The following is a 22,135-nucleotide window of genomic DNA, read 5'->3' as shown; positions in this document are numbered from 1 at the left end:
CTGATCGATGAACCGAACTATATTCCGTACACCTGTCCAGACACGTATCGGAGCCTCGCTATGAACGGCCTCGTCCCCGCCGAAGGCACACCACTGTTGATCGGCGGCAAGTTGATCCCGGGTGGCTCCGGTGTCTTCGCGACCATCAATCCCGCCACCGAGGAGGTGCTCGGCTACGCCGCCGACGCCTCCGGCGCCGACATGGAGGCGGCCATCGCCGCGGCGCGCACCGCCTTCGACGAGACGCAGTGGTCGCGCGACCCGAAGTTTCGCGCGCACTGCCTGCGCCAGCTGCGCGACGTACTGGGCGAGCACCTCGAGGAACTGCGCGCGATCACCATCGCCGAGGTCGGCACACCGATCATGCTGACCAGCGGACCGCAACTGGAAGGGCCGATCGCGGATCTGTCCTACGCCGCCGACCTGGCCGAGAACTACACGTGGGAAACCGATCTCGGCACCAGGGACCTGATGGGTATCGCCAGTCGCCGGGTGATCCGGCGCGAGGCGGTCGGTGTCGTCGGCGCCATCACGCCGTGGAACTTCCCGCACCAGATCAACCTGGCCAAGATCGGGCCCGCACTGGCCGCGGGCAACACCGTGGTTCTCAAGCCCGCCCCGGACACACCCTGGTGCGCGGCGGTGCTCGGGCCGCTCATCGCCGAGCACACCGACATCCCGGCCGGGGTGATCAATATCGTCACCTCCTCCGATCACGGCCTCGGCGCCCAGCTGGTCCTCGATCCACGGGTCGACATGATCACCTTCACCGGCTCGACCCAGACCGGCCGTTCGGTGATGGTCGGCGCGTCGGCCACGCTCAAGCGCACCTTCCTCGAATTGGGCGGCAAATCGGCGGCGATCGTGCTCGACGACGCCGACATCGCGGCCGCCGCGAGCTACACCGCGTTCACCGTCGCCGTCCACGCGGGCCAGGGGTGCGCCCTCACCACGCGGCTGCTGGTGCCGCGCGAGTCCTACGACGCCGCGGTCACCGCCGCGGCCGGTGCGCTCCGCGGGCTGGCTGCCGGCGACCCGACCAACCCCGGAACCGTGTGCGGCCCCGTGATTTCCGAGCGTCAGCGGGCGCGGGTGGAGCGCTACCTCGAGATCGCACGCGCCGAAGGCGGACGGATCGAGGTGGGCGGCGGCAGGCCAGCGGACAAGGAACGTGGGTACTTCATCGAACCGACGCTGATCAGCGGACTCGACAACACCGCGACCGTCGCGCAGGAGGAGATCTTCGGGCCCGTGCTCGTCGTGATTCCACACGACGGCGACGACGACGCGATCCGGCTGGCCAACGATTCGCCCTACGGACTGTCGGGTTCGGTGTGGGGCACCGACCCCGACCGGCTCGACCGGGTCGTCTCGGGGGTGCGCACCGGGACCCTGAGCGTCAACGGCGGCCTCTGGTACCACGCGGACGCGCCGTTCGGCGGCTACAAGCAGTCCGGCATCGGCCGGGAGATGGGCGTCGCCGGTTTCGAGGAATACCTCGAAACCAAGCTGATCGCCACCCCCGCCTGACCTCACCGACACCGTCCACACTCAGGAGCTGAACACCATGGCACGTTTCACCGGTCGCACCGCGATCGTCACCGGCGCCGCGCAGGGCATCGGCGCGGTCTACGCGAGCGCACTGGCCGCCGAAGGCGCCAATGTCGTTGTCGCCGACCTCAATGCCGAGCGCGGCGAAGAGGTGGCCAAGCAGATCGTCGCCGACGGCGGGGTCGCGGCCTTCCGCCGCGTCGATGTCGCCGATCCCGAATCCGCTGTCGCACTGGCGGAGTTCACCGTCGCCGAGTTCGGCGCGATCAACCACCTGGTCAACAACGCGGCCATCTACGGCGAGATGAAGCTCGATCTGCTGCTCACCGTGCCGTGGGACTACTACAAGAAGTTCATGGGCGTGAACTTCGACGGCGCGCTCAATGTGACGCGCGCGGTCTGGCAGCCGATGATCGCGGCAGGTGGCGGCTCGATCGTCAACCAATCATCTACCGCCGCATGGCTGTACTCGGGGTTCTACGGACTGGCCAAGGTCGGTATCAACGGCCTCACCCAGCAACTCGCCACCGAGCTGGGTGGTTCGCGGATCAGAGTCAACGCCATCGCGCCCGGCCCGATCGACACCGAGGCCACCCAGACCGTCACGCCAGGAAACATGGTCAAGGACATGGTCAAGCGCATTCCGATCAAGCGGATGGGCACCCCGCAGGACCTGGTCGGCGCCTGCCTGTATCTGCTGTCGGACGAGGCGAGCTGGGTGACCGGCCAGATCCTCAACGTCGACGGCGGGCAGATCATCCGATGACGGCCGAATCCGCCAGCGCCCCGGTCGGATTCATCGGGCTGGGCAATATGGGCGCGCCGATCGCGCGGCGGCTGCTGGACTGGCCGGGCGGGCTCACGGTCTGCGATGTCAGGCCCGAGGTCATCGAGCCGTTCGTCGCCGCGGGTGCGCGTGCGGTCGCCGAGCCGGCGCAGGTCGCGACGCACGCGCGGATCATCTGCGTGACGGTCATCGACGATGCGCAGGTGACCGAGGTGCTCACCGGCCCTTCCGGCATCCTGAGCACCGCGGCACCGGGCACGGTGGTCGCCGTGCACTCCACCATCAGCGACCGGACGGCGCAGGAGCTGGCCGCCCGGTGCGCCGAGCACGAGGTCGACTTCGTCGACGCGCCCGTCAGCGGCGGCGCACCCGGCGCGACCCGGGGGAGCCTGGCTGTGATGGTCGGCGGTAGCGCCGCCGCGGTGGACCGGATCCGGCCGCCGTTCGGGTGCTTCTCCGACCTCGTCGTGCACGCCGGTCCGGTCGGTGCGGGAACACGGATGAAGCTGGCACGCAACCTTCTTCACTTCATCTCGTTCACCGCCGCCACCGAGGCGCAGCGCCTGGCCGAGGCCGCCGGGCTCAGTCTCACCGCACTCGGGAAGGTGGTCCGCCACTCCGACGCGGTGACCGGTGGGCCGGGCGCGATCATGCTGCGCGACACCACCGCGCCGATCGACCCCGACGACTTCTGGTTCCCCATCCTGGGCCACGTGCGCGATCTCGGCGAGAAGGACCTCTCGCTCGCGCTCGACCTCGGCGACCGGCTCGCGGTCGACCTGCCACTGGCGCGACTGGCCCTCGCCCGTCTCGCCGAGGGACTCGGCGTCGCCGAACCCGCGCTCGACAAGGAGATCTCATGACCACCAACGGAGAAACCCCCGCCGACGTCCGCAAGCGCGGCTTGGCCAAGATGACCGAGGTCTACGGCTGGGAGTTCGAGGACGGCCCCGGCGAGCACTTCGCCGTCACCGCCGATCACCTGTTCGCCGACATCTGGTCGCGGCCCGCCCTGACCGTGCGCGAGCGTCGGCTGCTGCTGCTCGGGGCGCTCACCGCGCAGGGCAATGTCGATGTCGCCGAGATCCAGATCGGCGCCGCTCTGCGTAATGGGGAGCTGTCCGAGGAACAGTTGCGTGAGATCGCCCTGTTCCTGTGTCACTACGTCGGCTGGCCCGCGGGGACGAAGCTCGACGGTACCGTCGGCAAGGTGATCGCGCAGGAGCGTCGCAAGAAATGATCGACCCCGTTATCGCCGATCCGCGATCGCTGTAGCGTGCGGACGATGGTTATGCCGAAGAATCAGCCGAAAGGGCTGAACTCGCCGATGACGACCCGGATCATCCGATACGGGTCGCGCGCACAGGCGTGGGTCTATCGCCGCACCAACGGCCGCGTCGGCGGTACCTGGCGCATCGGTGCCGGGTTCCGCAGCCCGGTGCCGACGCTGCTGCTCGAACATCGAGGTCGCAAGTCCGGCAAGATCTTCGCCGCGCCGCTGCTCTATCTCGTCGACGGCGAGGATCTGGTCATCGTCGGCTCCCAGGGCGGCCTCGCGAATCATCCGCAGTGGTACCGGAATCTGCTCGCGGATCCGAACGCCCATGTCCGGATCCGCAGCGAGCACTACCCGGTGGTTGCCCGTGTGGCCGACGCCGACGAGCGTCAGCGCCTGTGGCCCTTGCTGACCCGCCTCTACGCCGATTTCGATGCCTACCAGTCCTGGACCGAACGCGAGATTCCCGTCGTGATCCTGTCGCGCACCTGAGCCCTCAGTCGGCCGCGAGCCGGTCGTCGTAGGCGCGACGGGCATCGCGGTCGACATCGATGAAGGTGCGGTGCACGCCCAGCCGCCGAGCCATGAACTCACCGAGCGGGCGTGGGGTCAGCTTGTTGAAGGCGGCGAGCATGCCCGCGGTGCGGGTGACCGACACGCGGCGGCGTGGCCGGGCGATCAGGGCGGCGACCGCGCCGGCGACGTCGGCAGGTTCGGCGAGCAGCGCACGCGGAGCGCGGGTTCCGGCGATCATCTCGGTGCGGGTGAACGTCGGCAGCACCGCGGAGAACCGCACGCCGGTGCCGCGGTGTTCCAGGCGCATGGTCTCGGTGAAGCTGAGCACCGCCTGCTTGCTCGCGCAGTAGGTGGCCATTCCCGGCGTCGGGTTCTCACCGGCCATCGAGGCCATGTTCACGATGTGGCCGCGGCCGCGGGTGAGCATCGGTGGCAGCGCGAGCTTGGTGCCGAGCAGGACGCCGTAGACATTGATGTCGAGAATCCGGCGGGTGATCTCGTCGGACTCCTCGGCGAACCGGCCGACCGGCATGATGCCCGCGTTGTTGATCAGTACATCGACAGGGCCGCAGGTCTTTTCGACTTCGGCGAGGAAACTCGCGAACGACGCGGGATCGGTGACGTCGAGGTGCCGCGCCATGGCCGCGCCTATCTCGGTCCCGGTGCTCGCGACCGTGCTCGCATCGATATCGCCGAGGGCGACGACCGCCCCTGCCCCGGCAAGTTCGCTCGCGACCGCACACCCGATGCCGCGCGCGCCGCCGGTGACAACGACTACTTTGCCCGCGGTGGACCGCATGTTCGGTGCATCAGACATGTGTCCAGATTGTATTCTGGACATGGTTACGAATCAACCTCCACCCCCGCGCCGACGTGGTGTGGTTCGCCGACGCCGTGGGACTGGCGAGTAACATCCGGACGCATGTCTGAAAGCGATTCCATCAGTCTCGAAGCGACCCGGCGTCGATTGACCGGGAAGCAGGCCGACACCGTCGAACGGCTGACCAGGGCCGCGCTGGTGGTGCTGACACGCGATGGCTTCTCCGGCATGACGATCCGGCTGGTCGCCGCGGAAGCAGGCGTCGCCACCGCAACCGCGTACACCTACTTCTCCTCCAAGGAGCACCTGGTCGCCGAGATCTTCTGGCGGCGCCTGCTGGCCTCGCACTCGCCCGCGAGCGAGGACCAAGACCCGACGGTGCGGGTGCTGGCCGAGCTGCGCAACATCGCGCTGCTGGTAGCCGAGGAGCAAGAGTTGTCCGGCGCGGTCACCGGCGCGCTGCTGGGCTCGGACCCGGATGTCGAACACCTGCGCACCCGCATCGGCATCGAGATCCGCGGCAGACTCGCGCGCGCTCTCGGCCCCGACGCCGACACCGAGGTCGTCGAATTGCTCGAGATCATCTACGCGGGCGCGCTGGTGCGGGCGGGCATGGGCTACGAGTCGTACTCCGAAATCGCCGACCGGATCGAGCGGGCCGCACTGAGGATCCTGCATACCGCCTGACACTCAGGGTTCGAAGCTCGCCAGCATCTGTTCCAGCGCGGCCTGATCGGGACCGACGAACGGCGCGGCATGCGGCGCCTCGGCAAGCATGTCCCAGTACTCCGCCGTGCGTCCACCCGCGGGCGGAAGATGTGTACTGAGGATCCGTCGCGGGTCGAAGGCGCGCATCGCCGACACGGTGGCGAGGTATTTGCTCTCGTCCACGATGTGCACCCACGGGCTGTCCACCGCCGCCCAGAGATGCTGTGCCGCGCGAATCGCGGCCGGTGGCGTGTAACCCACGTCGTCGGCGGTCGCGAGTTCGGCGCTGGGCAGCGGAGCGCCGAAACAGTCGGAGGTGAAGCATGATTCGCTGCGTTCGTCGTAGAACCCGACCGTGCTCGGATTATCGAACAACGGTGGGCGAAACGCGGTGAGGCGTCGGTCGCCGACATCGAGGGACTGCCCCGGGTTCAGCAGGTACACGCGGTCCATCGGGACCGGTCGAGCGCACGACATGATGCCCAGGCCGGCGAATGTCGTGATCAGCCGGGCGTTCGGGGCGGCATCGAGCAGGTCGAACAGCGATCCGGTGTGGTCGCGATCGGGATGGGTGAGCCACAGCCATTCCACGTCGGCCGGGTCCACGATCGAACTCAGTGCCGCCATGAACCCGCGGTCGGGAAGGCTGAGACCGGTGTCGACGACGACGGGTTCCGCCGCGTGCAGAACGTAGGCGTTGACCGGGATATGGCCGATGCCGGGGACCTCCAGTTCATCGGCGAGAACAGTGATGTCGTGCTGGATTCGATTGATACGCATCGTGTTTCCTCAATCCTCGAAATCGACTCGAATGATCGAGCGCGCGATGACAGCGAGGTCGTCGGCGGTCGGGTCGTAGCCGCGCGTGATCTTCAGCCCGAGTTCGAACGGGCCGGCGCCGTCGTCCATCGCCGCTCGCATCGCGGCGCCGACTCGGGCAGGCGCGGCATCGAGGAGCACGGCGCGACCGTGGCGGATCTGCCCGCGGTGGGTGATGGTGACGGGTGCGCCGCCGACCAGATTGTGGCGCCATGCTCGCTCGGTGAAGATCAGCGTCTCGTCGCCGACGTGGTGCAGGCAGACCGGGATCCGCAGCGTGCGGCCGGTGCGGCGGCCGGTGAATTCGACCATTCCCTGTCGGCGAATGCGGCTGCCGAGCCATCGCGTCGCCAAGATACGCCGCACGACAGGATTGATCAGTCGCATCAGTTCCGGCGGTGGCGGACTGAGGCGCACATTCGTGGTTCCGGTGTTCGTCATAGGTCGAGGCTAGGAATTTCCCGGTCGCCGCGACATTCCACAAATCTGGTATTTCCCCTGGTCCGGCCGCGGCCTACCGTTGATCTGTGAGCACGGATGCGAGGCAACGCGCCGCCGACAAGATCGGGCGGTTGTGCCGGGAGCCGCACGATCTGGTGTCGCTGTGGCGGGAGACGACGGAGGTGCTGGCCACCGTGGTCCCGCACTACTGGACGCCGTGCTGGTACACCCTCGATCCCGCGTCGCTGCTGATGACCAGTCACTTCCATCTCGGCCTCGCCGAGTTTCCGCCGCAGTGGCTGGCCGCCGAGTACGGCGAGGAACGCAACGGCATCGTCGACGTCGTCAAGTCGGCGACCGGATTGTCGACGCTGCACGACACCACTGGTGGAGACCCCTCGAACAGCGAACGCTGGCAACGCAATATGACGATGGGCGGGGACCAGGAACTGATCGCCCGGTTGCGCACCCGCTCCGGCGAGGTATGGGGCGCGCTCGCGCTCTATCGCGAACCCGGCGCCGCGATATTCGACCCCGCCGAGAAGGAATTCGTGGCGACCGTGGCGCCGACACTGGCCGACGGCGTGCGCCGGGCACTGCTGATCGGGCAGGCGGACGAACCCGAATACGGGGACTCACCCGGTCTGCTGGTGCTCAACTCGGCCTGCGAGATCGAATCGGCCAGCGCCGGCGTGCAGCGCTGGCTCGGTGACCTGCCCGACGGCGACTGGGATCGCCAGAAGCTGCCGAGCGCCGTGGTGACCCTCGCCGCCCGCGCGTTTCGCAACGCGGCGGACGACCGACCCGACGAGGTACTGGTGTCGCGAGCGCTGAGCAGGTCGGGAACCTGGGTGGTGTTGCACGGCGCCCGCCTGACCTCGTCAGCACAGACCAGGGTCGCGGTGATCATCGAACCGGCCCACCCCAGCCGGATCTACCCGCTGCTGATGTCGGCCTATGGGCTCACCGAGCGCGAACGCGACGTCACCCGGCTGGTGCTGCAGGGTGCCTCGACCTCGCAGATCGCCCACGACATGACCGTCTCGGCCCACACCGTGCAGCAGCATCTGAAGAGCATCTTCGACAAAACCGGTGTCCACAGCCGCCGAGACCTGGTCGCCAAGGTGTTCTTCACCCACTACGAACCCCGCTTCCGGGACAACGAGCAGCGCGTCACCGCCACCAAACCGATCCGGGGTGGGCCCTGGCCGACGTACTGACCTAGGTGCCGACGGCGGTGGCGAGCAGGACGCGCAATTCCTCGACGACCTCGTCGAGCGCGGTAGTCGAGCGGTGGACGCGGCACAGGATCACCGCCCCTTCGACGCTCGCGATCGCCATGGTGGCCAAGCGTTCGGCGCGTGCCGGTGCGACGCCTTCCGCGGCGATCGCGCCGGTCAGGGTGTCGTGCCAACGCTGCAAGATGGCGGCGACCTCGGGTTGCAGGTGACGGTCCTCGGGCGACCCGCCTACCGCCACCGACACCACCGGACAGCCCGCCTCGAAATCGGACGTCAGCAGGATCGCGGTCCAGAACTCGGCGATCCCGGCCAGCACCCCGGCGGCGCCCCGCTTGGCGGCCTCCTCGATGAGGGCGCTGATCGTATCGCCTGCGAGAGTGAGCGATTCGGTCATGATCTGGGCGCGTCCGCCGGGGAAGTGGTGATACACCGAGCCCCGCGGAGCGCTGCTGCGGGCGAGTACCGCGTCGACGGTCACGCCCGCCGCGCCGCGTTCCCGCAGCAGTTCGATCGCACTGCCCAGCATCTTCTGCCGGGTGTTGGTACGAGCTCCCACCGTCAGGCCTCCTTCACCGGCGCCGTGAGCACCTCGATACGGGCGGGAACGTTCTTGTGCCAGGGGCTGCCGAAGAACTTGTCGCGTCGCGACGTCGAGGTCAGTGTATTGAGCGCGACACCGACGACTGTGTCCGCGCCCGGATAGGAGACACCCATGCCGTTGGGGAGCGAAATATGTCCTGCCTGCATCATCTCGCTGATCTCGATCGACGTGGTCGCCGAACCGGATTCGGTGACCACACGCACCCTATCGCCGGTGCTCAGCGCGAGCCGCTCGGCATCGGCCACCGCGATCCGCAGCGCGCCCTCACGGTCGCGGCGACGCCAGTCCGGGTTGCGGATGATCACGTTCGCCGTGAACGCGCGCCGCTCACCGGCGGACAGGGTGAACGGGTACTCCTCGCTGGTGTAGTCGGGGTCGACCGCGCAGACCGCGCGCAGCTCGTCGAGCAGTTCCGGGATGGCGGCGTGGATCTTGCCGTCGGCGTGCTGGATGTAGCGCCACGCGTCCTCGTAGCGGTCATCGGAGAACATCACCCCTTCCGGGTGCGCGCGCACAGCCTCGAACAACTCCTCGGCCTGCCCGAACCCGGACCCGGTGAACCCCGCCCTGGCCACGGCGTCGGGCTGGGAGATCACGCACAGCAGCGCGAATCCCCATGCCAGCGCCAGCGCGGCTTCCCCGTCCGGAAGGCTCGCGCCCAAGGTTCGATACAGCAGATACGGTGTCAGCCCGGCCAGTTCGGGGCGCGCCTTCAGCGTGGAGAACAGGGCGAGCGCGAACGCCTCCCGGCTCACCCGCGCCGCCGCGGCCAGCTCCTCGAGCAGCCGGGGCTCGACCACGCCGAGCCGGTCGATCACCGCACCGTAGATCTCGGGTTCGGGCCGGGTGCCCGGCAACGGCGCCATCAACGGCGCGCGCATCTGAAAGCTGTTGTGCGGGAAGTGCAGCGTGAACAGCGACGCCTCGTACTTCTCGAACTGGCTCGCCGCGGGCAGCACATAGTCGGCCTGGCGAGCGGTCTCGGTCATCGCCACATCGACGACCACCGACAGTTCCAGCGACCGCATCGCCGCCACGAATCGCGCCGAATCCGCCAGCGAGTGCGCGGGATTCGACGAATCGATCCACATGGCCCGCAACCGGGCGGGGTGGTCGGTGAGGATCTCGTCGGCGATGGAGTTGCACGGGATCAGGCCGTAAAGAATCCGGGCCCCGGAAACCGGTGTGCGGGTGGGACTGTCGGCCATGCTCAGCGTGTCCGCGATCATGCGCGCGATCGGCACCGCCACCGCGTCGAAGAACACGTCGAGCGTGGTACTCGCCGTCAGTCCGGCCACGTTCCGCGAGATCGCGCCACGTCGCGCGGTCGCGGCGAGCAACCGGCGCGCGGGCGTGGCACCGTAGCGCATCGCCACGGTCGCGACGCCACGCCGCACGCGCTGCGCCCTACCCGCCCCGGCCTCCTTCGGGATGGCGTGCCAACGTCCGGCGAGCGGAAACATCCATGAATGAATATGCACTCCACCGGGTTTGGCGAAGTTGCCGGTCAGGATCCACAGCATCTTGTTCAGGTACGCGACCAGGGTGCTGTTGGGTGACTGCTGCACGCCGAGGTCCTCATAGGTGGCGACGCTCTTCGCGGCGGCGATCCGGCGCGCGACGGTGCGGATCAGCGTCTCGTCGAGACCGCAGCGGTGCGCGTTCGCGCTGATGTCGACCGCCCGCAACGCTCGCAACAGCGGTTCGACACCGGTCGCGTGTTCGGCCAACCACCCCTCGTCGTGCAGGTTCTCCTGCACCAGCGTCGCCGCGATCGCCGACACGCACCACGCGTCGGTGCCCGGCTTGACCTGCAGGTGATAGTCGGCCAGCGCCGCCGTCTCGCTGACGCGCGGGTCGATGACGATCATCGTCCGGTTCGGATCCCGCGCGATCTCGCGCAGTACCGGCCGTGCCTGCGCGATGCCGTGGGACTGCCAGGGATTCTTGCCGACGAAGATCGCGACCTCGGTGTGCTCGAAATCGCCGGTGGTGTGATTGCCGTAGAGCTGGGAATCGACCCAGGATTCACCGGTCTTCTCCTGCGCCAGCGCATTCGACATGTACCGGCCACCGACCGCGTGATACAGCGCCCGACCGTAGGCGCCACCGAGGTGATTGCCCTGCCCGCCCCCGCCGTAGAAGAAGATCGACTCGCCCCCGTGCGCGTCACGAACCCCGGCGAGCTTGGTGGCGATCTCATCGAGCGCGGTGTCCCAGTCGATCGGCTCGTACGTACCGTCCGCGGTGCGTCGCAGCGGAGTGTCGATGCGGTGCGCGCCCGACTGGTACTTGTCGAGCCGTAGCGGCTTCTCGCACGTGTAGCCCGCCGACCCCGGATGTTGTTTGTCGCCACGAATCTTCACCAGGTTGCGGCCATCGGTCTGGATCTCGAGACCGCAGTTGCATTCACAGAGAATGCAGGCCGTCTTGCGCCACCGCGCGGTCTCGGCGGTGTTGTCATCGGATTCCGGGCTGGTCAGATGCATGCTATGCAGTATTGCATAGAACAGGACATCGGCGCGGGCTGATGGCGGTCAACGCGGTCGCTGACCTGGTCTTCCGCGTCGGCCGACACGAATCGGCGGTCGTTATCCCGAACAGTCCGGTGGTGGAGATTTTGTGACGAGCGCCGCAAGTTTGCTAGCGCTATTGCCGGGAACACAGTGCGCGTCTCATGATGGTCTTCTGACCAACTTGATGCCGAGGAACTGCTGTGACGCACTTCGCCGCCCGCCTCAACGAACTCTTCGACAACCCCTCGGGTCCGGACGTGCGTCAGTGCACAAACCGCCAAGTGGCGCGCATGCTCCAGGCGGCCGGTCACAGTATCTCCGCACCGTACCTGTCCCAGCTACGGTCCGGGAATCGCGAGAATCCCTCGGCGAAGACTGTTTCGGCGCTGGCCGACTACTTCCAGGTCACGCCCGACTACTTCTTCCTCGCCCCGCATCATCCCGGCGTCGACGATCACACGCTCATCCGAGCGCTCGAACTCGAGGAACCGCGCGCCCTGCTGCTGCGTGCTGTCGGCTTGTCGAGTGAGGCCATGGACATCCTCGTCGCGATGGCCGAGCGTCTCCGTGTGAGTGACAGATTGCTCGCCATTTGCCTCGACGATTGACCTAGCGGTCCGCGCACTGGATCACCGCAACCGCTCGTCCGAAGATCTTCCTGCCGTCCTGTGTGGCGGTGACCGCGATCGTCGCGGTCTTGCGGTCTGCGTCGACCGCCTTCACCCTGCCGGTGTATTCGACGATCGCTCCGCTGTCGGAGACGTAGACCGGGCTGGTCGATCGCACCGCGTATTCGGTCACCACACCGGGGCCGCCTGCCCATGAGGTCACGTACCCCGCACCGATCCCGATCATCAGCATGCCTTGTGCGACAGGCGATTCCAGATTCACCGACGCCGCCGCCTCCTTGCTCCAATGGATGGGGTTCGGGTCGCCGGCCACGCCCGCGTAGTTGACCAGGTCACCGAGCGTCACAGCCACGATCCTGGGCGGCAGCTCGTCGCCGACGGCGACGGTGCTGAACGGCACCATATTCCGGCCCGGGTCCGCGGTCGGTGCCGGGCGTGCCGGCGCGGCATGCTCGGGTGTGTGGTGCTGTCGCGGAATCGACGTGCCATGACGGAAGTTCTGCATCACCAGTCGATCGCATATTCGCGCCGCGGCGACGTTCACCTCCGGCCGGCCGGCGAACGACGTGCGGGTGGTGACGACTTCCTTGCCGTACTGGTCGGTGACCGCGCACTTGAATCCGAAGATGTCGCCCCCGAACGCTTTTCGGCGCGATTCGAGTTCGACCTCGAAGCGCAACGAATCGCCCGCGAGGATCGGCCTGTCGATGATGAGGCCGTAGTCGGTCTGCATGATCTGGGTCAGGTCATAGCCTTCGGCCACCCGATCGAACATCTCGATCTGGGCCAGAAACGCGGGGATCGAGACGAAGGTCAACGGCGCGACCAGGCCACCGTAACCGTGGTCTTCGGCCGCTCGCTCGCAGTGGTGAGCGGGATGATCATCCTGAACCGCACGGGCGAACTCCCGGATCTTCTCGCGCCCGACGACGTAGCAGTCGCCGGTAAGATAGGACTGCCCGACCGTCGTCGCGGAGGCGGCCGAATCTGCGGGTGAATCGAGCGATCTGGGGTCGTCTGGAGTTGTCCGCACACTCAGCAAAGTAACCAATTGTTAGCCGTGCGAGCGATATTTGCTGTTCTCAGAGTGTCGCAGTCCCACCGATCTGCTCGCGCAGGATGTCACCGTGGCCTGCGTGGCGCGCGAATTCCTCGATCATGGCGAGCAGAGTCCACCGCATGCTGACAGTCCCTTCCCGGGGATTGCGCTTGGTGTCGTCCAGGTCGAACCGGGCGGCGATCGCCCGTGATCGGCTGCTCGCACGCTCGAACTCCGCGATGACGTCGGCCAGCGACTCGTCGTCGGCCACGGCGAACGTGCCCTCGTCGCGTTTCGAGTACCCGTCGCATTCGGCTTCGTCGAGCCCCGCCCAGAACCGCTGGAACCAGATCCGCTCCGCGGCGGCGGCATGTTTGATCAAGGAGATCGGTGTCGTCAACGACGCGACAAGCCGTCGCCGAGCATCGGCGTCGGACAACCCGCGTGCGGTCGCGATGAGCGCCTCGCGGTTGCGATCGAGCGCGTTCTCGATGATCGTTCGCTCGGTGCCGGTGGTAATCGTGTTGGTAACCATGGACTTTCACTCCATTCTCATGCTGATCGAAGTCCCCGGGGTTGGCCGGCAGTCGGCAGGGCACGGCTCGGCGCGTCCAGTGACGGAGGCGAACCAGGGGAGGGGGAATCTGATGTGTTCGTCGCGGAACGCGCGCTCACCAAGGCGATGCGGGTCGATCTTCACCGCAGCCGATACCGGTCGAGCGCCGAAGAACTCGACGCCGCCTGCCGTCAGTCTGTCATGCCACTGCTCAGCGCGGAACCCCGCGCGCCGAACCTGGGCACCTTCACGGAACCGGATGGGACCCCTACGAACTCGACGCGGTTGCAGGCTCCGCCGCAAGACCGCGGCCACTCCTCCGGATCGACAAAAAGGTGCATCTACCAGCCGATTAGTACCTTCGCCAAGAGGTGAGGTAATCTTTTCGAGCACCCGGAGACGGGGGCAAGAACGGGCTGTGGCGCAGCTTGGTAGCGCACCTGACTGGGGGTCAGGTGGTCGCAGGTTCAAATCCTGTCAGCCCGACCATGCAAAAATCCCCTCCGACCTGGGTCGGAGGGGATCTTTTGTTACTGGACCAATCGGAGCTTGGGACCAATTTGGGACCGTTTCGGCGATCTTAGGTGCGCCGAGAGCATGTCTCCGTCGGCCTGCAACGCCACGATGTCCGGATGCAGGTACCGCTGTGTGATGCGCGGGTCGGTGTGCCCGGCGATCTGCTGGAGCCGGTAGACCGGTACCCCTGCATCGGCGAACCAGGTGAGTCCGGTGTGCCGGAGGTCGTGCCGGCGCAGGTGTTCATAGCCGAGTTTGGCAACGACGGCGTCCCAGTGCGTCGCCTTGCGCAATACGCCGGTTTGGATCTTGCCGCCCCGTGGCCCGACGAACAGGCGAGCATCCGGCTTGTCCTGCCGTGCCCGGATCCTGTCGAGCAGCAAGGGTCGAATCTCCTCGATGATCGGAACACGGCGCGCCCGTTTGCCTTTCGTGCCCTTGTCCAGCATTCCGCCCGGTCCTGGTGAGGTCTGCCGCCGCAGGTTCCATATCCACTGCTCGGTGTCGATGTCCTTGACGCGGACGCCGGACACCTCCCCGATTCGGGAGGCGGTGCACGCGGCGAACGTCACCACGTCGCCCCAGCCCTGGAACTGGTCGGACGAGGCCGCGACGAGCGCGGCCGACAGCTGGGTCAAGGTTGCCCAGTCCGGCAGTGCCAGTGATCGCGGGTCGTCGAGTTCATCCTCGATGCGCTGGTACTGGGATTGCCAGCCGGAGACCTCGACGCGGTTCCGTTCGATCACCTCATCTCGGACCGCCTGATCCAGAACTCGGGCCAGCACGGCAAGGCTGTTCTTGACCGCCGACTTGCTGAAGCCTGAGGCGATCCAGTTCGTCACGGCACGATCGGCCATGCCCGCGGTCACCATCGTGACCGGAAGGTGTCCGAGTGAGGGCACCACCCGCCGGTTCCAAGCTGGCTTGTACGCGTCGCCGACCGTTTTCAGTTCGACCCCCCGCATCGCGGTATCCCAGTGCGTGTTTCCGAAGTCCTTCAATGTTGCTGTCGCGGTTTTCGGATCGACGCCGCGTGCGGCCGCGTTCTTGATTCCCGCAACCCATTCCTCGGCCTCTTCGCGGGTGCCGAAGGATTCGGACTTGGACGGACGTGTCTTGGTGGCGGGGTCGGTCCAGCGCACGCGAGCACGAAAGCGGCTCGTCTTCCCGCGTTCTTCGATGTCAGCGCGAATTTCGACGCCGAGCGGGACGTTGTGAATCGGATCAGTCGCCATCACGCCGCCCGAGGATCGACGCGGCTGATCCGCAGGTACTCGATGATGTCCGCGCCGAGGTAGCGCGTCACGCGCCCAGCCAGGTGGAAGAACGGCGGACCCTGGGGTGGTGTCGCGGTGCGCCAGCGTCGCAGGCTCGACGGGTCGACCTTGAGGACGGCGGCGATCTCATCTGTGGTGTACCAAGCGTTCTCGACGAGCTCGACAGACTCAGAGGGGATGGTCATCACTTCACCTCCACGGGAAGCGCGGGCGCGGATGCCTGCTCCTGCTCCGCGATCCATGTCAGCACGGTGGACTCTCGCCACACCCGTCGGCGCGGTCCCATCTTGAAGCTGGCAGGACCGCGGCCGATGTGCGCCCAGTAGCGCCACGTTCCCTCCGGGATGCTGGTAAGTGCTTCGCAGTCCTTTGCGGTAAGGAAGCGGTCGGTGTTCATGGTGGGCTCCTCTGCGGTGCGGGTCGGTGCGTTCGGTGAGATCTGGTCGGTGCGCTGGTGCATAGCGGTGCGCACCATGTCGCCCGAGCGGTGCGCAGGGGCGACAGTCGGTGTCGCCTGCTGTCGCCTCGGTGTCGCCCGGCTGTCGCCTTGCGTCGCCTCGGTGTCGCGGTTCGTCGCCGGGGCGACACCCGAATGCGACAGGGCGACAGACTGTTTGAACTGTTGGTGAGCGGAGTTGGCGATTTGTGGATTCATCAGTCACGCCCCCTTCGGAAGGCTCTGAACTGCACGGATGCGCTTGTACCGCCCGGTGATTTCGTCCGGAGTCGCTGCGGTGAGCGCGAGGTCGGAATGGATGGTTTTCGCTGCGGCGTAGACCGTTTCGGGTCGGTGCGCACCGGTGCAGACCCAGAGGACGACAGTGCAGCCGTCGTTTTCGGCCTGGGCGACAGCGGTGCGCAGGGAGGCGACAAGTTGTCGCGGGTTGCTGGTGCGGGCGACATCGGTGCGCACCGCCCACACCGGGGAGGCGACACCACGGGCGGTGCGCAGTGCGAACGGGTTGCTGGTGCGCACCATCAGACCGTCGTACGGGTACGCACCACGCCCGGTGCGCTCCAACGAGAGCTCCCGTTCACCGGTCCAGTCGTCAAAGCCGGTCGCGCCGAGGATCACGCGCGCCTGTGCCGCAGCGCGGCCACGAACTGACCACAACGGGGAAGGTGTCCACTCCGGCAGCGACCGACCGAAGTAGCGGGTCACCGCCTGGCGGGTCGGGATGACCCACTTCGGACCGGACCCCAGCGCGGTCAGCTCCCGAGCCAGACCGTGCCCGCGCAGAGCGGCGGCTGTCTCGTAGGCGTGGCTCAACCCGCAGCCGAGGAAGTCGGCGAGCACGTCGACCGGCATGGCCCGCTGCTGCACGAGCCCAGCGAGGGCGCGCGCCTGTCGCGGTGTCAGGTGGGCGTTGCGGGCGCTCATCGGTCGCCGTCCTGTCCAGTTTTCTGGACACCGCGCCGGCGCCGGTGGTTCGGGTTCGCCGAGCGGGTGGCCGCTCGCATCCGGCGGCGGGTCTTGCGGTAGTCCTGCCATTCGGCGTCGAGGTCACCGATGACGACGAGGGCGTCGGCGTAGTTCTGCGGCAACCGGCGGTTGGCCGCTTCGACGACGCGGACCACGTCGTCGCCGCGGCACAGGTAGAGCACCCCGGCCAGTGCATCGGGCTCAGCGTGGCGCGCGGCGTTGATCGCGCCCTGCAGGGCCTTGTCCATGTTCGCCGCGGACTTCGCGGTCAGCTCGACTTCCACGGCGTACCAGCCGTGATGTCCCTCGATGACGCCAAGGAACCGGCCGTCGTGGATATGGCCGACGTAGCGGGCCCGGCCGCGGGTGCGCGGCGCTGCCACTTCGGCATCCCGGCGTAACTGCCGTTCGGAGATCCAAGCTCCTGGTTCCATGCCGACGAGCAGAGCGCGCGCCATCGCGGCGGCGCGGTAGTGCTCGGCGTCCTTGAGCGGCGGGCGCCAGGTGGTGTGAACTGTCCAGCCGAGGAAGCTAGACGCGGCGTCGCGGGTCGGCACGATCCACTTCTCACCTGGTTGCACCTGGATCAGCTTCGGCAGCATCAGGCCGTCCTCGCGCAGCTGGCGCGCCAGACTGCGCACGTGGCCGATTTCCATGCCGAGGAAATCCGCGAGCACGTCGACCTGGATGCCGTACATTTCGGCAATCAGGCGGGCGGTCTGCTCGTGGCGGGCGTTCGGGCGAGAGTCGCGGCCAGTACGGATGAGCCGTTGCACGGTGGCACGCGGCAGTCCAACCAGGTCGGCGATATCGCCTTGAGTGCGGCCCCGTGCAGCGAGGTCGCCGACCTCGCCGAGGGCATCTTCGACAGCGCGGGCGTTGACGCCGAGCTGGTCGCGGATGTCCTGATACGAGTCCCCAGCTGCGCGCATGGTGCGGATCAGTTCGTCACGCGCGGCGGCCTGAACCTTCCTTTTGTGGTCACGGGCGCGGTTGCCGCTCGAACCGGCGCGTGCGCTTTCAGTGGTGGCCCGCTGGTGTGTGGTGGTCATGGTTCCTCCCTTGTTGGACAACGAAAAATGTTGTCCGGCAATGTGACTGGAATCCGGCGGGCTTCTACACCGCATGGCGGGACGTGGAATGACGTCCGGGGCGGGCGCCGGATCGGCGAAGGGGAAGTTTCGTAACCGCGAGACCAGAGCAGCGGTCGGGGGTTACGAAACTCCCGGCAACTCAGCGGCTGCGCTCGACGCCGGAACGACGGCGTTCGGGGCGCTGGATCAGCTCGGACTCTTCGAGGCCGTCGTGGTAGTCGAAGCGGACGCGGCCGTTCTTCTGTACGGTGCCGTGCTGGGCGATGTCTTCGAGTTCGGCGCGGCGGGCCGGTTCGACATCGGTGCCGTCGGTGGCCATGTAGCGGCCGTTGTCGAGGAAGTACTCGACTTCGGGCGCGGTGCGGGCGCGGCCGGGCAGGTCACGTTCCTTGATCGGTGCGGATGCGTCGGCGGCGGCGAGCGCGGCTTCGATGCGTTCGGTCTGGCGGCGGGCGAACTCGGGGGTGCCGCGACCGAGCTTTTCCAGCAACTGCCGGTGCGTCATCGTTCGGCGTTCCTGCTCGGTGGCGATGACGTCGCCGCCGAGGCCAGTACCGGCCCATCGTGAACGGGCGCGGCCGTTGCTGTTGCCGCTGGACTGGGGGGAGGGATTTACACTGGACATGCTTCTGACTCCTCGCAAGGGATGGGAAGTAACGCCGGAGCGGGCCGTGAACCTGCGTCCGGTTACAGCTCCTCGGTAGCTCGAACTGCCGGGGAGCTGTTTTTTCGGGGCATGGCAAAACCGTTGTGTCCCAACGTGATTGCGTTGGTTATGTTTGCTTTCCCCAACTGGCTTAAGCCAGTGAGATGACTGTAGCCCCGGTCACACTGAGGTGTCAACAACTGGCTTGAGCCAGTGCGCGTAGACTCGTCGCATGAGTACTCCTACCAGCCCCGATGCGTTCGAGGGACCTGCGACCGCCCGACGACTCGCCGAGATTCTCCGCGCGGAGATCAGTGCTGGACAGCTCCAGCCGGGCGACCGGTTGCCCTCCGAACGGGCTCTATCCACGCAATACGAAGTTGCCCGGAACACGGCCCGCGAGGCGATTCGACAGCTGACAGAATCCGGCTTGGTCATCGCGTTTCACGGCAAAGGTGTGTTCGTGCGCAGTAAGCCGCGGCTTATGCGATTCGGTCAGCAGCGCTACTCGAAGAAGCTGCGCGACGAAACTGGCGTATCGCCGTTCCAGGCCGAAGTGATAGCGCAGGGCCGGACCCCGAATGCCTATTTGACGGATATACGACGGACGAACCCGCCGTCGTGGGTGGCTGAGCGGCTCGGCGTGGACGGTAGCTCCGAGACCGTCGTTCGCCGCGAAAACTGGTATTTCGCCGACGCCGAGCCGATGCAGATCGGCACGACGTACATCCCGTGGTCGATAGCCGAGGGGTCAGTGCTGGGGGAGAGTGATGACCTCGGGAAGGGCGACCTCTACGCACGATTCGAGGACAAGGGCCACCTCATCACCTATACGCGCGAGGAAGTCACTGCAAGGATGCCGACGCCGCAGGAAGCGGAGGACCTTCAGCTGCCTGCTGGCGTCCCCGTGCTGGTAGTCCGTCATACCGGGATCGACCAGGAAAAACGGCCATTCGAAGTTACGGAATTCGTGATGCGCAGCGACTTTATGGGGTTGGACTACACGATGCCAGTGGACCAGTGACACAGGTCGAGGTCCGACCGCGCGATCCGCAAGACATCCCTCTGTTGGCCGCAGTGCTGCGGCGGGTGTACGCAGTCGACGGTTACCCCGTTGAGGGAATCGCGATGGCAGAAGGTTGGCTGTCACCGCCAGGCGAACTCGCTGCCTGGACTGCGACCGCCGATGGAGCGGCTGTCGCGCATGTATCGGTCGGAGTCGCAGACCCTAACGGCGCGATAAGTCGGGTATGGAGTCGGGCGACCGGCCAGGCCGCCGACTGTCTCATCGTTCCCGCGCGGCTATTCGTCGACCCTGCGGTTCGCTCGCTCGGCATCGGTGGCCATTTGATGTCGGAGGTTGCTCGTTACGGTGCTCGCAACGGCCGACCGATAGCGTTCGACGTCATGCTGAAAGACCGTGCTGCCATACGCCTCTACGAGCGTGCCGGATGCGTTCGGCTCGGCGAGTTCGACTACACCCACAGCGACGGACAGACGGAGCGGGCGGCGGTATATGCCGTGCCGAGCTCCTGATCGAGTGGCGTTACGTTGTCGTGGATCTCGCTGTTTGTAGCGCCGGCGCTGCTGCTGGACGGGTGCCTGAACGTTGAGTAGGCCGCCGAATGCGTGGCTCGGCTGCCCGAACAGTGCCCGAACAGTGCCCGAACGGGGATGCTCCCGGTCTGGTCCCGGCGGAAACCCTGTCTGATCTGCGCCTTCGGCGCTTGACTCACCCCCTCCCCGTTCCTGATTCTCTGTCGCTTCGCTGATTACAGAGAATCAGGAACGGGGAGGGGGTGAGTCAGTGTGTGGGTGGTTGGGTTTGTAAGAAAGAAAGTGTGTGTGAGTAGGTAGGAGAAGAGGGAAGACCAAAAGAGATAGGCCAGGTTGTGTGGGGTGGTCGCGGCGGGGAGCGCCTGTTGCGTATCGACGAGCTTGGGGGCCGGGTGGCGTGAAGTTTGGCGGCTGCGGCCTGGACGTAGGTTTGCCGGTCGGCCAGTGTGCGCCCCGGTGGGGCTACCGCTTAAGCGGGGACCACAACGAAGAGGTGTGGCCAAGTTGATGCGTAAGCATCAAGTCAGGAGGCGGGCCTCAGTCCTTCGCGTGCGATGACCAGCGACTCGTGTCGACGAAGTCCCCTGCGGCACAATCATGTTCGACATAGGCTAGACCTATGGGAGATATCTCCGATGTTGTCGTGGTCGCTGTAGCAGCGGGCGGTATGGCCGGTGCGCTCGTGCCGCTGGTTTCCAGGTTAGCGAGCTTATTCGCCATCCGTTTCGCAAAGAAGCCAGCCCACAGCTCGGTCGACATCACGATGTCTGACCAGGCAACCCTTCGAATTGAAAGTGGCACTGCACCCGACATCGAAGCCATTTTGGCGAGAAGGGATGCACTGGGTCTCGGTTCCTCGAACGGTGACATCAACGGTTCGTCGGAGGGTGTCGACCTGCGGAAGGGCAGCTCCCGTGACTGAGAGTCCGAAGGCTGCGACCAGTAGAAGCCGATCGAGCAGCAAGTCCGACAGAAGCGGGCGCAGGGGAAGCGGAGCTGCTGCGGTCAGCGGTGGGACTGGCCTTGTTGCCATCGCGCATACTCTGGGGCCCACCACCTGGCCCGGAATGCTTCTGATGTACGCAGCCCCTCTGATCGCAGTCGGCTACAGCGGGGCGCTGACGCAGCTCCAACTCGTGCTCGAAGCAACTCGAAAACGATCCGAGGACAACGCGGCACGGAGGACTGTCCGGACCGCCAGGACCACGATCACCGAGTTGCTGAAGAAATCGGACACATCCGCAGCGCATAAACGCGACCTCCGCGCGATGCTGGAGCAAATCGACAAGGAAGACGCGAACCGTCACCTGAGCAGGGTCCAAGCTCTGAAATAGCCGAGGAGCTACCGCCTAAGCGAGGAGCAATGCGCGAAGTACGTTTCGACCCCGTGGACGCGCCTAGGCGGCTGCGGTTGGGTACGCGGCTTGCAGGGGTGGCCTCTACATGGAACGCAGTCCGGGCAGCCACCGCTGAAGAGGAGACCACAACGAAGGGGTCTGTCCGGGTTGATGCGTAAGTGTCAAGCTCGACGAGCGGTCAGTTAGCACACCAGTGGTTGATGCGGCTGCCTCTGTTGCTGACCTTGCCTGTGGCTGTTGATCTGGATGCGGGAGTGAACCCTGCGTGCAAAGATCTACAGTCATGGATCCTGTGACAGCACTGGTGGTTTCGGCAATCGCAGCCGGCGCTTTGGCCGGGGTGGGTGACACTGCGTCTCAGGCTGTCAAGGACGCCTATGCCGGGTTGAAGAGCCTGCTATCACGCAAATACGCCGATGTGGATGTCTCGCCAGTGGAGCGGAAACCCGATTCGGAATCGAAGCGGAACTCGCTGGCCGAGGATCTCGACGATGCCGGCGCTGCCGGGGATGACGAGCTGCTTGCGCCCGCGCAGGCGGTGCTCGAAGCTGCCCGTGAGCACGCTCCGCAGGTCGTCGTCGGGCTGGATATCGACAACTTGGTGGCTGAGGCACTCAAGGTCACCGACATCGAGTCCGCTGGTGACGGGGTGCGTGTCCGCAACAGCAAGATCACCGGGGCCGCGGAGTTCTCCAGGGTTCGGGCGGGATTTTCGCAGCAGGTCCCTCCCGCGGCGCAGGACTGAATCCCGACAGTCCCGCGCC

The 22,135-nt window shown here is 66.5% G+C and carries 25 protein-coding genes and 1 tRNA gene; 13 read left to right on the top strand and 13 right to left on the bottom strand.

The features are described 5' to 3' along the window. Window positions 1-60: 60 nt before the first annotated feature. From ACFULV_RS15125 to ACFULV_RS15105, 5 genes are read left to right on the top strand one after another with little or no spacing between them, the layout of a single operon-like run. Window positions 61-1,530: an aldehyde dehydrogenase gene (locus ACFULV_RS15125; protein WP_378656838.1), complete on the top strand. Its 1,470-nt coding sequence runs from the start codon at window positions 61-63 to the stop codon at window positions 1,528-1,530. Window positions 1,531-1,567: 37 nt separating this feature from the next. Continuing rightward, window positions 1,568-2,317: an SDR family oxidoreductase gene (locus ACFULV_RS15120; RefSeq protein ID WP_378630328.1), complete on the top strand. Its 750-nt coding sequence runs from the start codon at window positions 1,568-1,570 to the stop codon at window positions 2,315-2,317. Continuing rightward, entirely contained in the window at window positions 2,314-3,201 is an 888-nt protein-coding gene (locus ACFULV_RS15115) for an NAD(P)-dependent oxidoreductase (protein ID WP_378630330.1), read from the top strand. Before ACFULV_RS15120 ends, ACFULV_RS15115 begins: the two co-directional genes overlap by 4 nt. Then, the gene (locus tag ACFULV_RS15110) at window positions 3,198-3,578 is read left to right on the top strand and encodes a carboxymuconolactone decarboxylase family protein (protein WP_378630331.1); all 381 of its coding nucleotides are present in this window, start codon (window positions 3,198-3,200) and stop codon (window positions 3,576-3,578) included. Before ACFULV_RS15115 ends, ACFULV_RS15110 begins: the two co-directional genes overlap by 4 nt. A 51-nt stretch (window positions 3,579-3,629) precedes the next feature. Further along, complete coding sequence (locus tag ACFULV_RS15105; protein WP_378631430.1) at window positions 3,630-4,106, top strand: nitroreductase family deazaflavin-dependent oxidoreductase; 477 nt, start codon at window positions 3,630-3,632, stop codon at window positions 4,104-4,106. Window positions 4,107-4,110: 4 nt separating this feature from the next. On the opposite strand, the gene ACFULV_RS15100 is transcribed toward ACFULV_RS15105, so the two are convergent. Then, the gene (locus ACFULV_RS15100) at window positions 4,111-4,947 is read right to left on the bottom strand and encodes an SDR family oxidoreductase (protein ID WP_378656835.1); all 837 of its coding nucleotides are present in this window, start codon (window positions 4,945-4,947) and stop codon (window positions 4,111-4,113) included. 105 nt (window positions 4,948-5,052) lie between these two features. On the opposite strand from ACFULV_RS15100, the gene ACFULV_RS15095 reads away from it, so the two are divergent. Then, on the top strand, window positions 5,053-5,637 hold the full coding sequence (locus ACFULV_RS15095; protein ID WP_378656833.1) for a TetR/AcrR family transcriptional regulator: 585 nt from the start codon (window positions 5,053-5,055) through the stop codon (window positions 5,635-5,637). A gap of 3 nt (window positions 5,638-5,640) precedes the next feature. Here ACFULV_RS15095 and ACFULV_RS15090 read toward each other — a convergent pair whose 3' ends face one another. Next, complete coding sequence (locus ACFULV_RS15090) at window positions 5,641-6,438, bottom strand: MBL fold metallo-hydrolase (RefSeq protein WP_378656830.1); 798 nt, start codon at window positions 6,436-6,438, stop codon at window positions 5,641-5,643. A 9-nt stretch (window positions 6,439-6,447) separates the two neighbouring features. Continuing rightward, the gene (locus ACFULV_RS15085; RefSeq protein ID WP_378656827.1) at window positions 6,448-6,918 is read right to left on the bottom strand and encodes a grhN; all 471 of its coding nucleotides are present in this window, start codon (window positions 6,916-6,918) and stop codon (window positions 6,448-6,450) included. A gap of 86 nt (window positions 6,919-7,004) precedes the next feature. Between ACFULV_RS15085 and ACFULV_RS15080 the strand changes: the two genes are divergently transcribed. Further along, complete coding sequence (locus ACFULV_RS15080) at window positions 7,005-8,138, top strand: helix-turn-helix transcriptional regulator (RefSeq protein ID WP_378656824.1); 1,134 nt, start codon at window positions 7,005-7,007, stop codon at window positions 8,136-8,138. 1 nt (window position 8,139) lies between these two features. Here the strand turns inward: ACFULV_RS15080 and ACFULV_RS15075 are convergent, their stop codons facing one another. Then, window positions 8,140-8,715, bottom strand: coding sequence for a TetR/AcrR family transcriptional regulator (locus tag ACFULV_RS15075; RefSeq protein WP_378656822.1), 576 nt, complete (start codon window positions 8,713-8,715; stop codon window positions 8,140-8,142). 2 nt (window positions 8,716-8,717) lie between these two features. Continuing rightward, window positions 8,718-11,249 carry a molybdopterin-dependent oxidoreductase gene (locus tag ACFULV_RS15070; RefSeq protein WP_378656820.1) on the bottom strand — a complete coding sequence of 844 codons (2,532 nt, stop codon included), beginning with the start codon at window positions 11,247-11,249 and terminating at the stop codon, window positions 8,718-8,720. 227 nt (window positions 11,250-11,476) lie between these two features. Between ACFULV_RS15070 and ACFULV_RS15065 the strand changes: the two genes are divergently transcribed. Further along, window positions 11,477-11,884 carry a helix-turn-helix domain-containing protein gene (locus ACFULV_RS15065; RefSeq protein WP_378630344.1) on the top strand — a complete coding sequence of 136 codons (408 nt, stop codon included), beginning with the start codon at window positions 11,477-11,479 and terminating at the stop codon, window positions 11,882-11,884. A gap of 1 nt (window position 11,885) precedes the next feature. Here ACFULV_RS15065 and ACFULV_RS15060 read toward each other — a convergent pair whose 3' ends face one another. Both ACFULV_RS15060 and ACFULV_RS15055 read right to left on the bottom strand, forming a co-directional pair. Beyond that, window positions 11,886-12,938, bottom strand: a complete 1,053-nt coding sequence (locus tag ACFULV_RS15060; RefSeq protein ID WP_378656817.1) for a fused (3R)-hydroxyacyl-ACP dehydratase subunits HadA/HadB — start codon at window positions 12,936-12,938, stop codon at window positions 11,886-11,888. Between the two features lie 49 nt (window positions 12,939-12,987). Further along, entirely contained in the window at window positions 12,988-13,479 is a 492-nt protein-coding gene (locus ACFULV_RS15055) for a DinB family protein (protein ID WP_378656814.1), read from the bottom strand. A 433-nt stretch (window positions 13,480-13,912) separates the two neighbouring features. Here ACFULV_RS15055 and ACFULV_RS15050 point away from each other — a divergent pair. Beyond that, window positions 13,913-13,989, top strand: a tRNA-Pro gene (locus tag ACFULV_RS15050). A 41-nt stretch (window positions 13,990-14,030) separates the two neighbouring features. Here the strand turns inward: ACFULV_RS15050 and ACFULV_RS15045 are convergent. The 6 genes from ACFULV_RS15045 to ACFULV_RS15020 all read right to left on the bottom strand — a co-directional run bounded on the left by ACFULV_RS15045 (window position 14,031) and on the right by ACFULV_RS15020 (window position 18,435). Then, a complete protein-coding gene (locus ACFULV_RS15045) occupies window positions 14,031-15,158 on the bottom strand; it encodes a tyrosine-type recombinase/integrase (RefSeq protein WP_378656811.1) in 1,128 nt (375 codons plus the stop codon). Between the two features lie 92 nt (window positions 15,159-15,250). Further along, on the bottom strand, window positions 15,251-15,478 hold the full coding sequence (locus ACFULV_RS15040; RefSeq protein WP_378656808.1) for a helix-turn-helix domain-containing protein: 228 nt from the start codon (window positions 15,476-15,478) through the stop codon (window positions 15,251-15,253). Beyond that, on the bottom strand, window positions 15,478-15,948 hold the full coding sequence (locus ACFULV_RS15035; protein ID WP_378656805.1) for a helix-turn-helix transcriptional regulator: 471 nt from the start codon (window positions 15,946-15,948) through the stop codon (window positions 15,478-15,480). Before ACFULV_RS15035 ends, ACFULV_RS15040 begins: the two co-directional genes overlap by 1 nt. Before the next feature lie 3 nt (window positions 15,949-15,951). Next, window positions 15,952-16,674, bottom strand: coding sequence for a hypothetical protein (locus ACFULV_RS15030; protein ID WP_378656802.1), 723 nt, complete (start codon window positions 16,672-16,674; stop codon window positions 15,952-15,954). Next, entirely contained in the window at window positions 16,671-17,768 is a 1,098-nt protein-coding gene (locus tag ACFULV_RS15025; RefSeq protein ID WP_378656799.1) for a hypothetical protein, read from the bottom strand. The genes ACFULV_RS15030 and ACFULV_RS15025 overlap by 4 nt, the downstream gene beginning before the upstream one ends. A 181-nt stretch (window positions 17,769-17,949) precedes the next feature. Next, window positions 17,950-18,435 carry a hypothetical protein gene (locus ACFULV_RS15020; protein ID WP_378656796.1) on the bottom strand — a complete coding sequence of 162 codons (486 nt, stop codon included), beginning with the start codon at window positions 18,433-18,435 and terminating at the stop codon, window positions 17,950-17,952. Window positions 18,436-18,688: 253 nt separating this feature from the next. Here ACFULV_RS15020 and ACFULV_RS15015 point away from each other — a divergent pair, with 253 nt between their 5' ends. The 4 genes from ACFULV_RS15015 (at window position 18,689) to ACFULV_RS15000 (ending at window position 22,116) form a co-directional block, all read left to right on the top strand. Further along, window positions 18,689-19,480 carry a GntR family transcriptional regulator gene (locus ACFULV_RS15015; protein WP_378656794.1) on the top strand — a complete coding sequence of 264 codons (792 nt, stop codon included), beginning with the start codon at window positions 18,689-18,691 and terminating at the stop codon, window positions 19,478-19,480. A gap of 104 nt (window positions 19,481-19,584) precedes the next feature. Continuing rightward, the gene (locus ACFULV_RS15010) at window positions 19,585-19,992 is read left to right on the top strand and encodes a GNAT family N-acetyltransferase (protein ID WP_378656791.1); all 408 of its coding nucleotides are present in this window, start codon (window positions 19,585-19,587) and stop codon (window positions 19,990-19,992) included. Window positions 19,993-20,632: 640 nt separating this feature from the next. Beyond that, window positions 20,633-20,935 (top strand): hypothetical protein, encoded by a 303-nt coding sequence (locus tag ACFULV_RS15005; RefSeq protein WP_378656788.1) that lies wholly within the window; start codon window positions 20,633-20,635, stop codon window positions 20,933-20,935. 719 nt (window positions 20,936-21,654) lie between these two features. Next, window positions 21,655-22,116 carry a hypothetical protein gene (locus ACFULV_RS15000; RefSeq protein WP_378656785.1) on the top strand — a complete coding sequence of 154 codons (462 nt, stop codon included), beginning with the start codon at window positions 21,655-21,657 and terminating at the stop codon, window positions 22,114-22,116. Window positions 22,117-22,135 lie beyond the last annotated feature (19 nt).

Source organism: Nocardia sp. NPDC057272 (assembly GCF_042668615.1).
In the GTDB taxonomy this organism is placed as follows: domain Bacteria; phylum Actinomycetota; class Actinomycetes; order Mycobacteriales; family Mycobacteriaceae; genus Nocardia.
The sequence above is the reverse complement of the archived record's forward strand: the minus strand, read 5'-3'. Positions and strand labels throughout refer to the sequence as shown.

Coding starts and splice junctions, on each gene's coding strand:
- ACFULV_RS15125 (WP_378656838.1), top strand. CDS start 61: ATGAACGGCCTCGTCCCCGCCGAAGGCACACCACTGTTGATCGGCGGC.
- ACFULV_RS15120 (WP_378630328.1), top strand. CDS start 1,568: ATGGCACGTTTCACCGGTCGCACCGCGATCGTCACCGGCGCCGCGCAG.
- ACFULV_RS15115 (WP_378630330.1), top strand. CDS start 2,314: ATGACGGCCGAATCCGCCAGCGCCCCGGTCGGATTCATCGGGCTGGGC.
- ACFULV_RS15110 (WP_378630331.1), top strand. CDS start 3,198: ATGACCACCAACGGAGAAACCCCCGCCGACGTCCGCAAGCGCGGCTTG.
- ACFULV_RS15105 (WP_378631430.1), top strand. CDS start 3,630: ATGCCGAAGAATCAGCCGAAAGGGCTGAACTCGCCGATGACGACCCGG.
- ACFULV_RS15100 (WP_378656835.1), bottom strand. CDS start 4,947: ATGTCTGATGCACCGAACATGCGGTCCACCGCGGGCAAAGTAGTCGTT.
- ACFULV_RS15095 (WP_378656833.1), top strand. CDS start 5,053: ATGTCTGAAAGCGATTCCATCAGTCTCGAAGCGACCCGGCGTCGATTG.
- ACFULV_RS15090 (WP_378656830.1), bottom strand. CDS start 6,438: ATGCGTATCAATCGAATCCAGCACGACATCACTGTTCTCGCCGATGAA.
- ACFULV_RS15085 (WP_378656827.1), bottom strand. CDS start 6,918: ATGACGAACACCGGAACCACGAATGTGCGCCTCAGTCCGCCACCGCCG.
- ACFULV_RS15070 (WP_378656820.1), bottom strand. CDS start 11,249: ATGCATCTGACCAGCCCGGAATCCGATGACAACACCGCCGAGACCGCG.
- ACFULV_RS15055 (WP_378656814.1), bottom strand. CDS start 13,479: ATGGTTACCAACACGATTACCACCGGCACCGAGCGAACGATCATCGAG.
- ACFULV_RS15040 (WP_378656808.1), bottom strand. CDS start 15,478: ATGACCATCCCCTCTGAGTCTGTCGAGCTCGTCGAGAACGCTTGGTAC.
- ACFULV_RS15035 (WP_378656805.1), bottom strand. CDS start 15,948: ATGAATCCACAAATCGCCAACTCCGCTCACCAACAGTTCAAACAGTCT.
- ACFULV_RS15030 (WP_378656802.1), bottom strand. CDS start 16,674: ATGAGCGCCCGCAACGCCCACCTGACACCGCGACAGGCGCGCGCCCTC.
- ACFULV_RS15025 (WP_378656799.1), bottom strand. CDS start 17,768: ATGACCACCACACACCAGCGGGCCACCACTGAAAGCGCACGCGCCGGT.
- ACFULV_RS15020 (WP_378656796.1), bottom strand. CDS start 18,435: ATGTCCAGTGTAAATCCCTCCCCCCAGTCCAGCGGCAACAGCAACGGC.
- ACFULV_RS15015 (WP_378656794.1), top strand. CDS start 18,689: ATGAGTACTCCTACCAGCCCCGATGCGTTCGAGGGACCTGCGACCGCC.
- ACFULV_RS15010 (WP_378656791.1), top strand. CDS start 19,585: ATGGCAGAAGGTTGGCTGTCACCGCCAGGCGAACTCGCTGCCTGGACT.
- ACFULV_RS15005 (WP_378656788.1), top strand. CDS start 20,633: ATGGGAGATATCTCCGATGTTGTCGTGGTCGCTGTAGCAGCGGGCGGT.
- ACFULV_RS15000 (WP_378656785.1), top strand. CDS start 21,655: ATGGATCCTGTGACAGCACTGGTGGTTTCGGCAATCGCAGCCGGCGCT.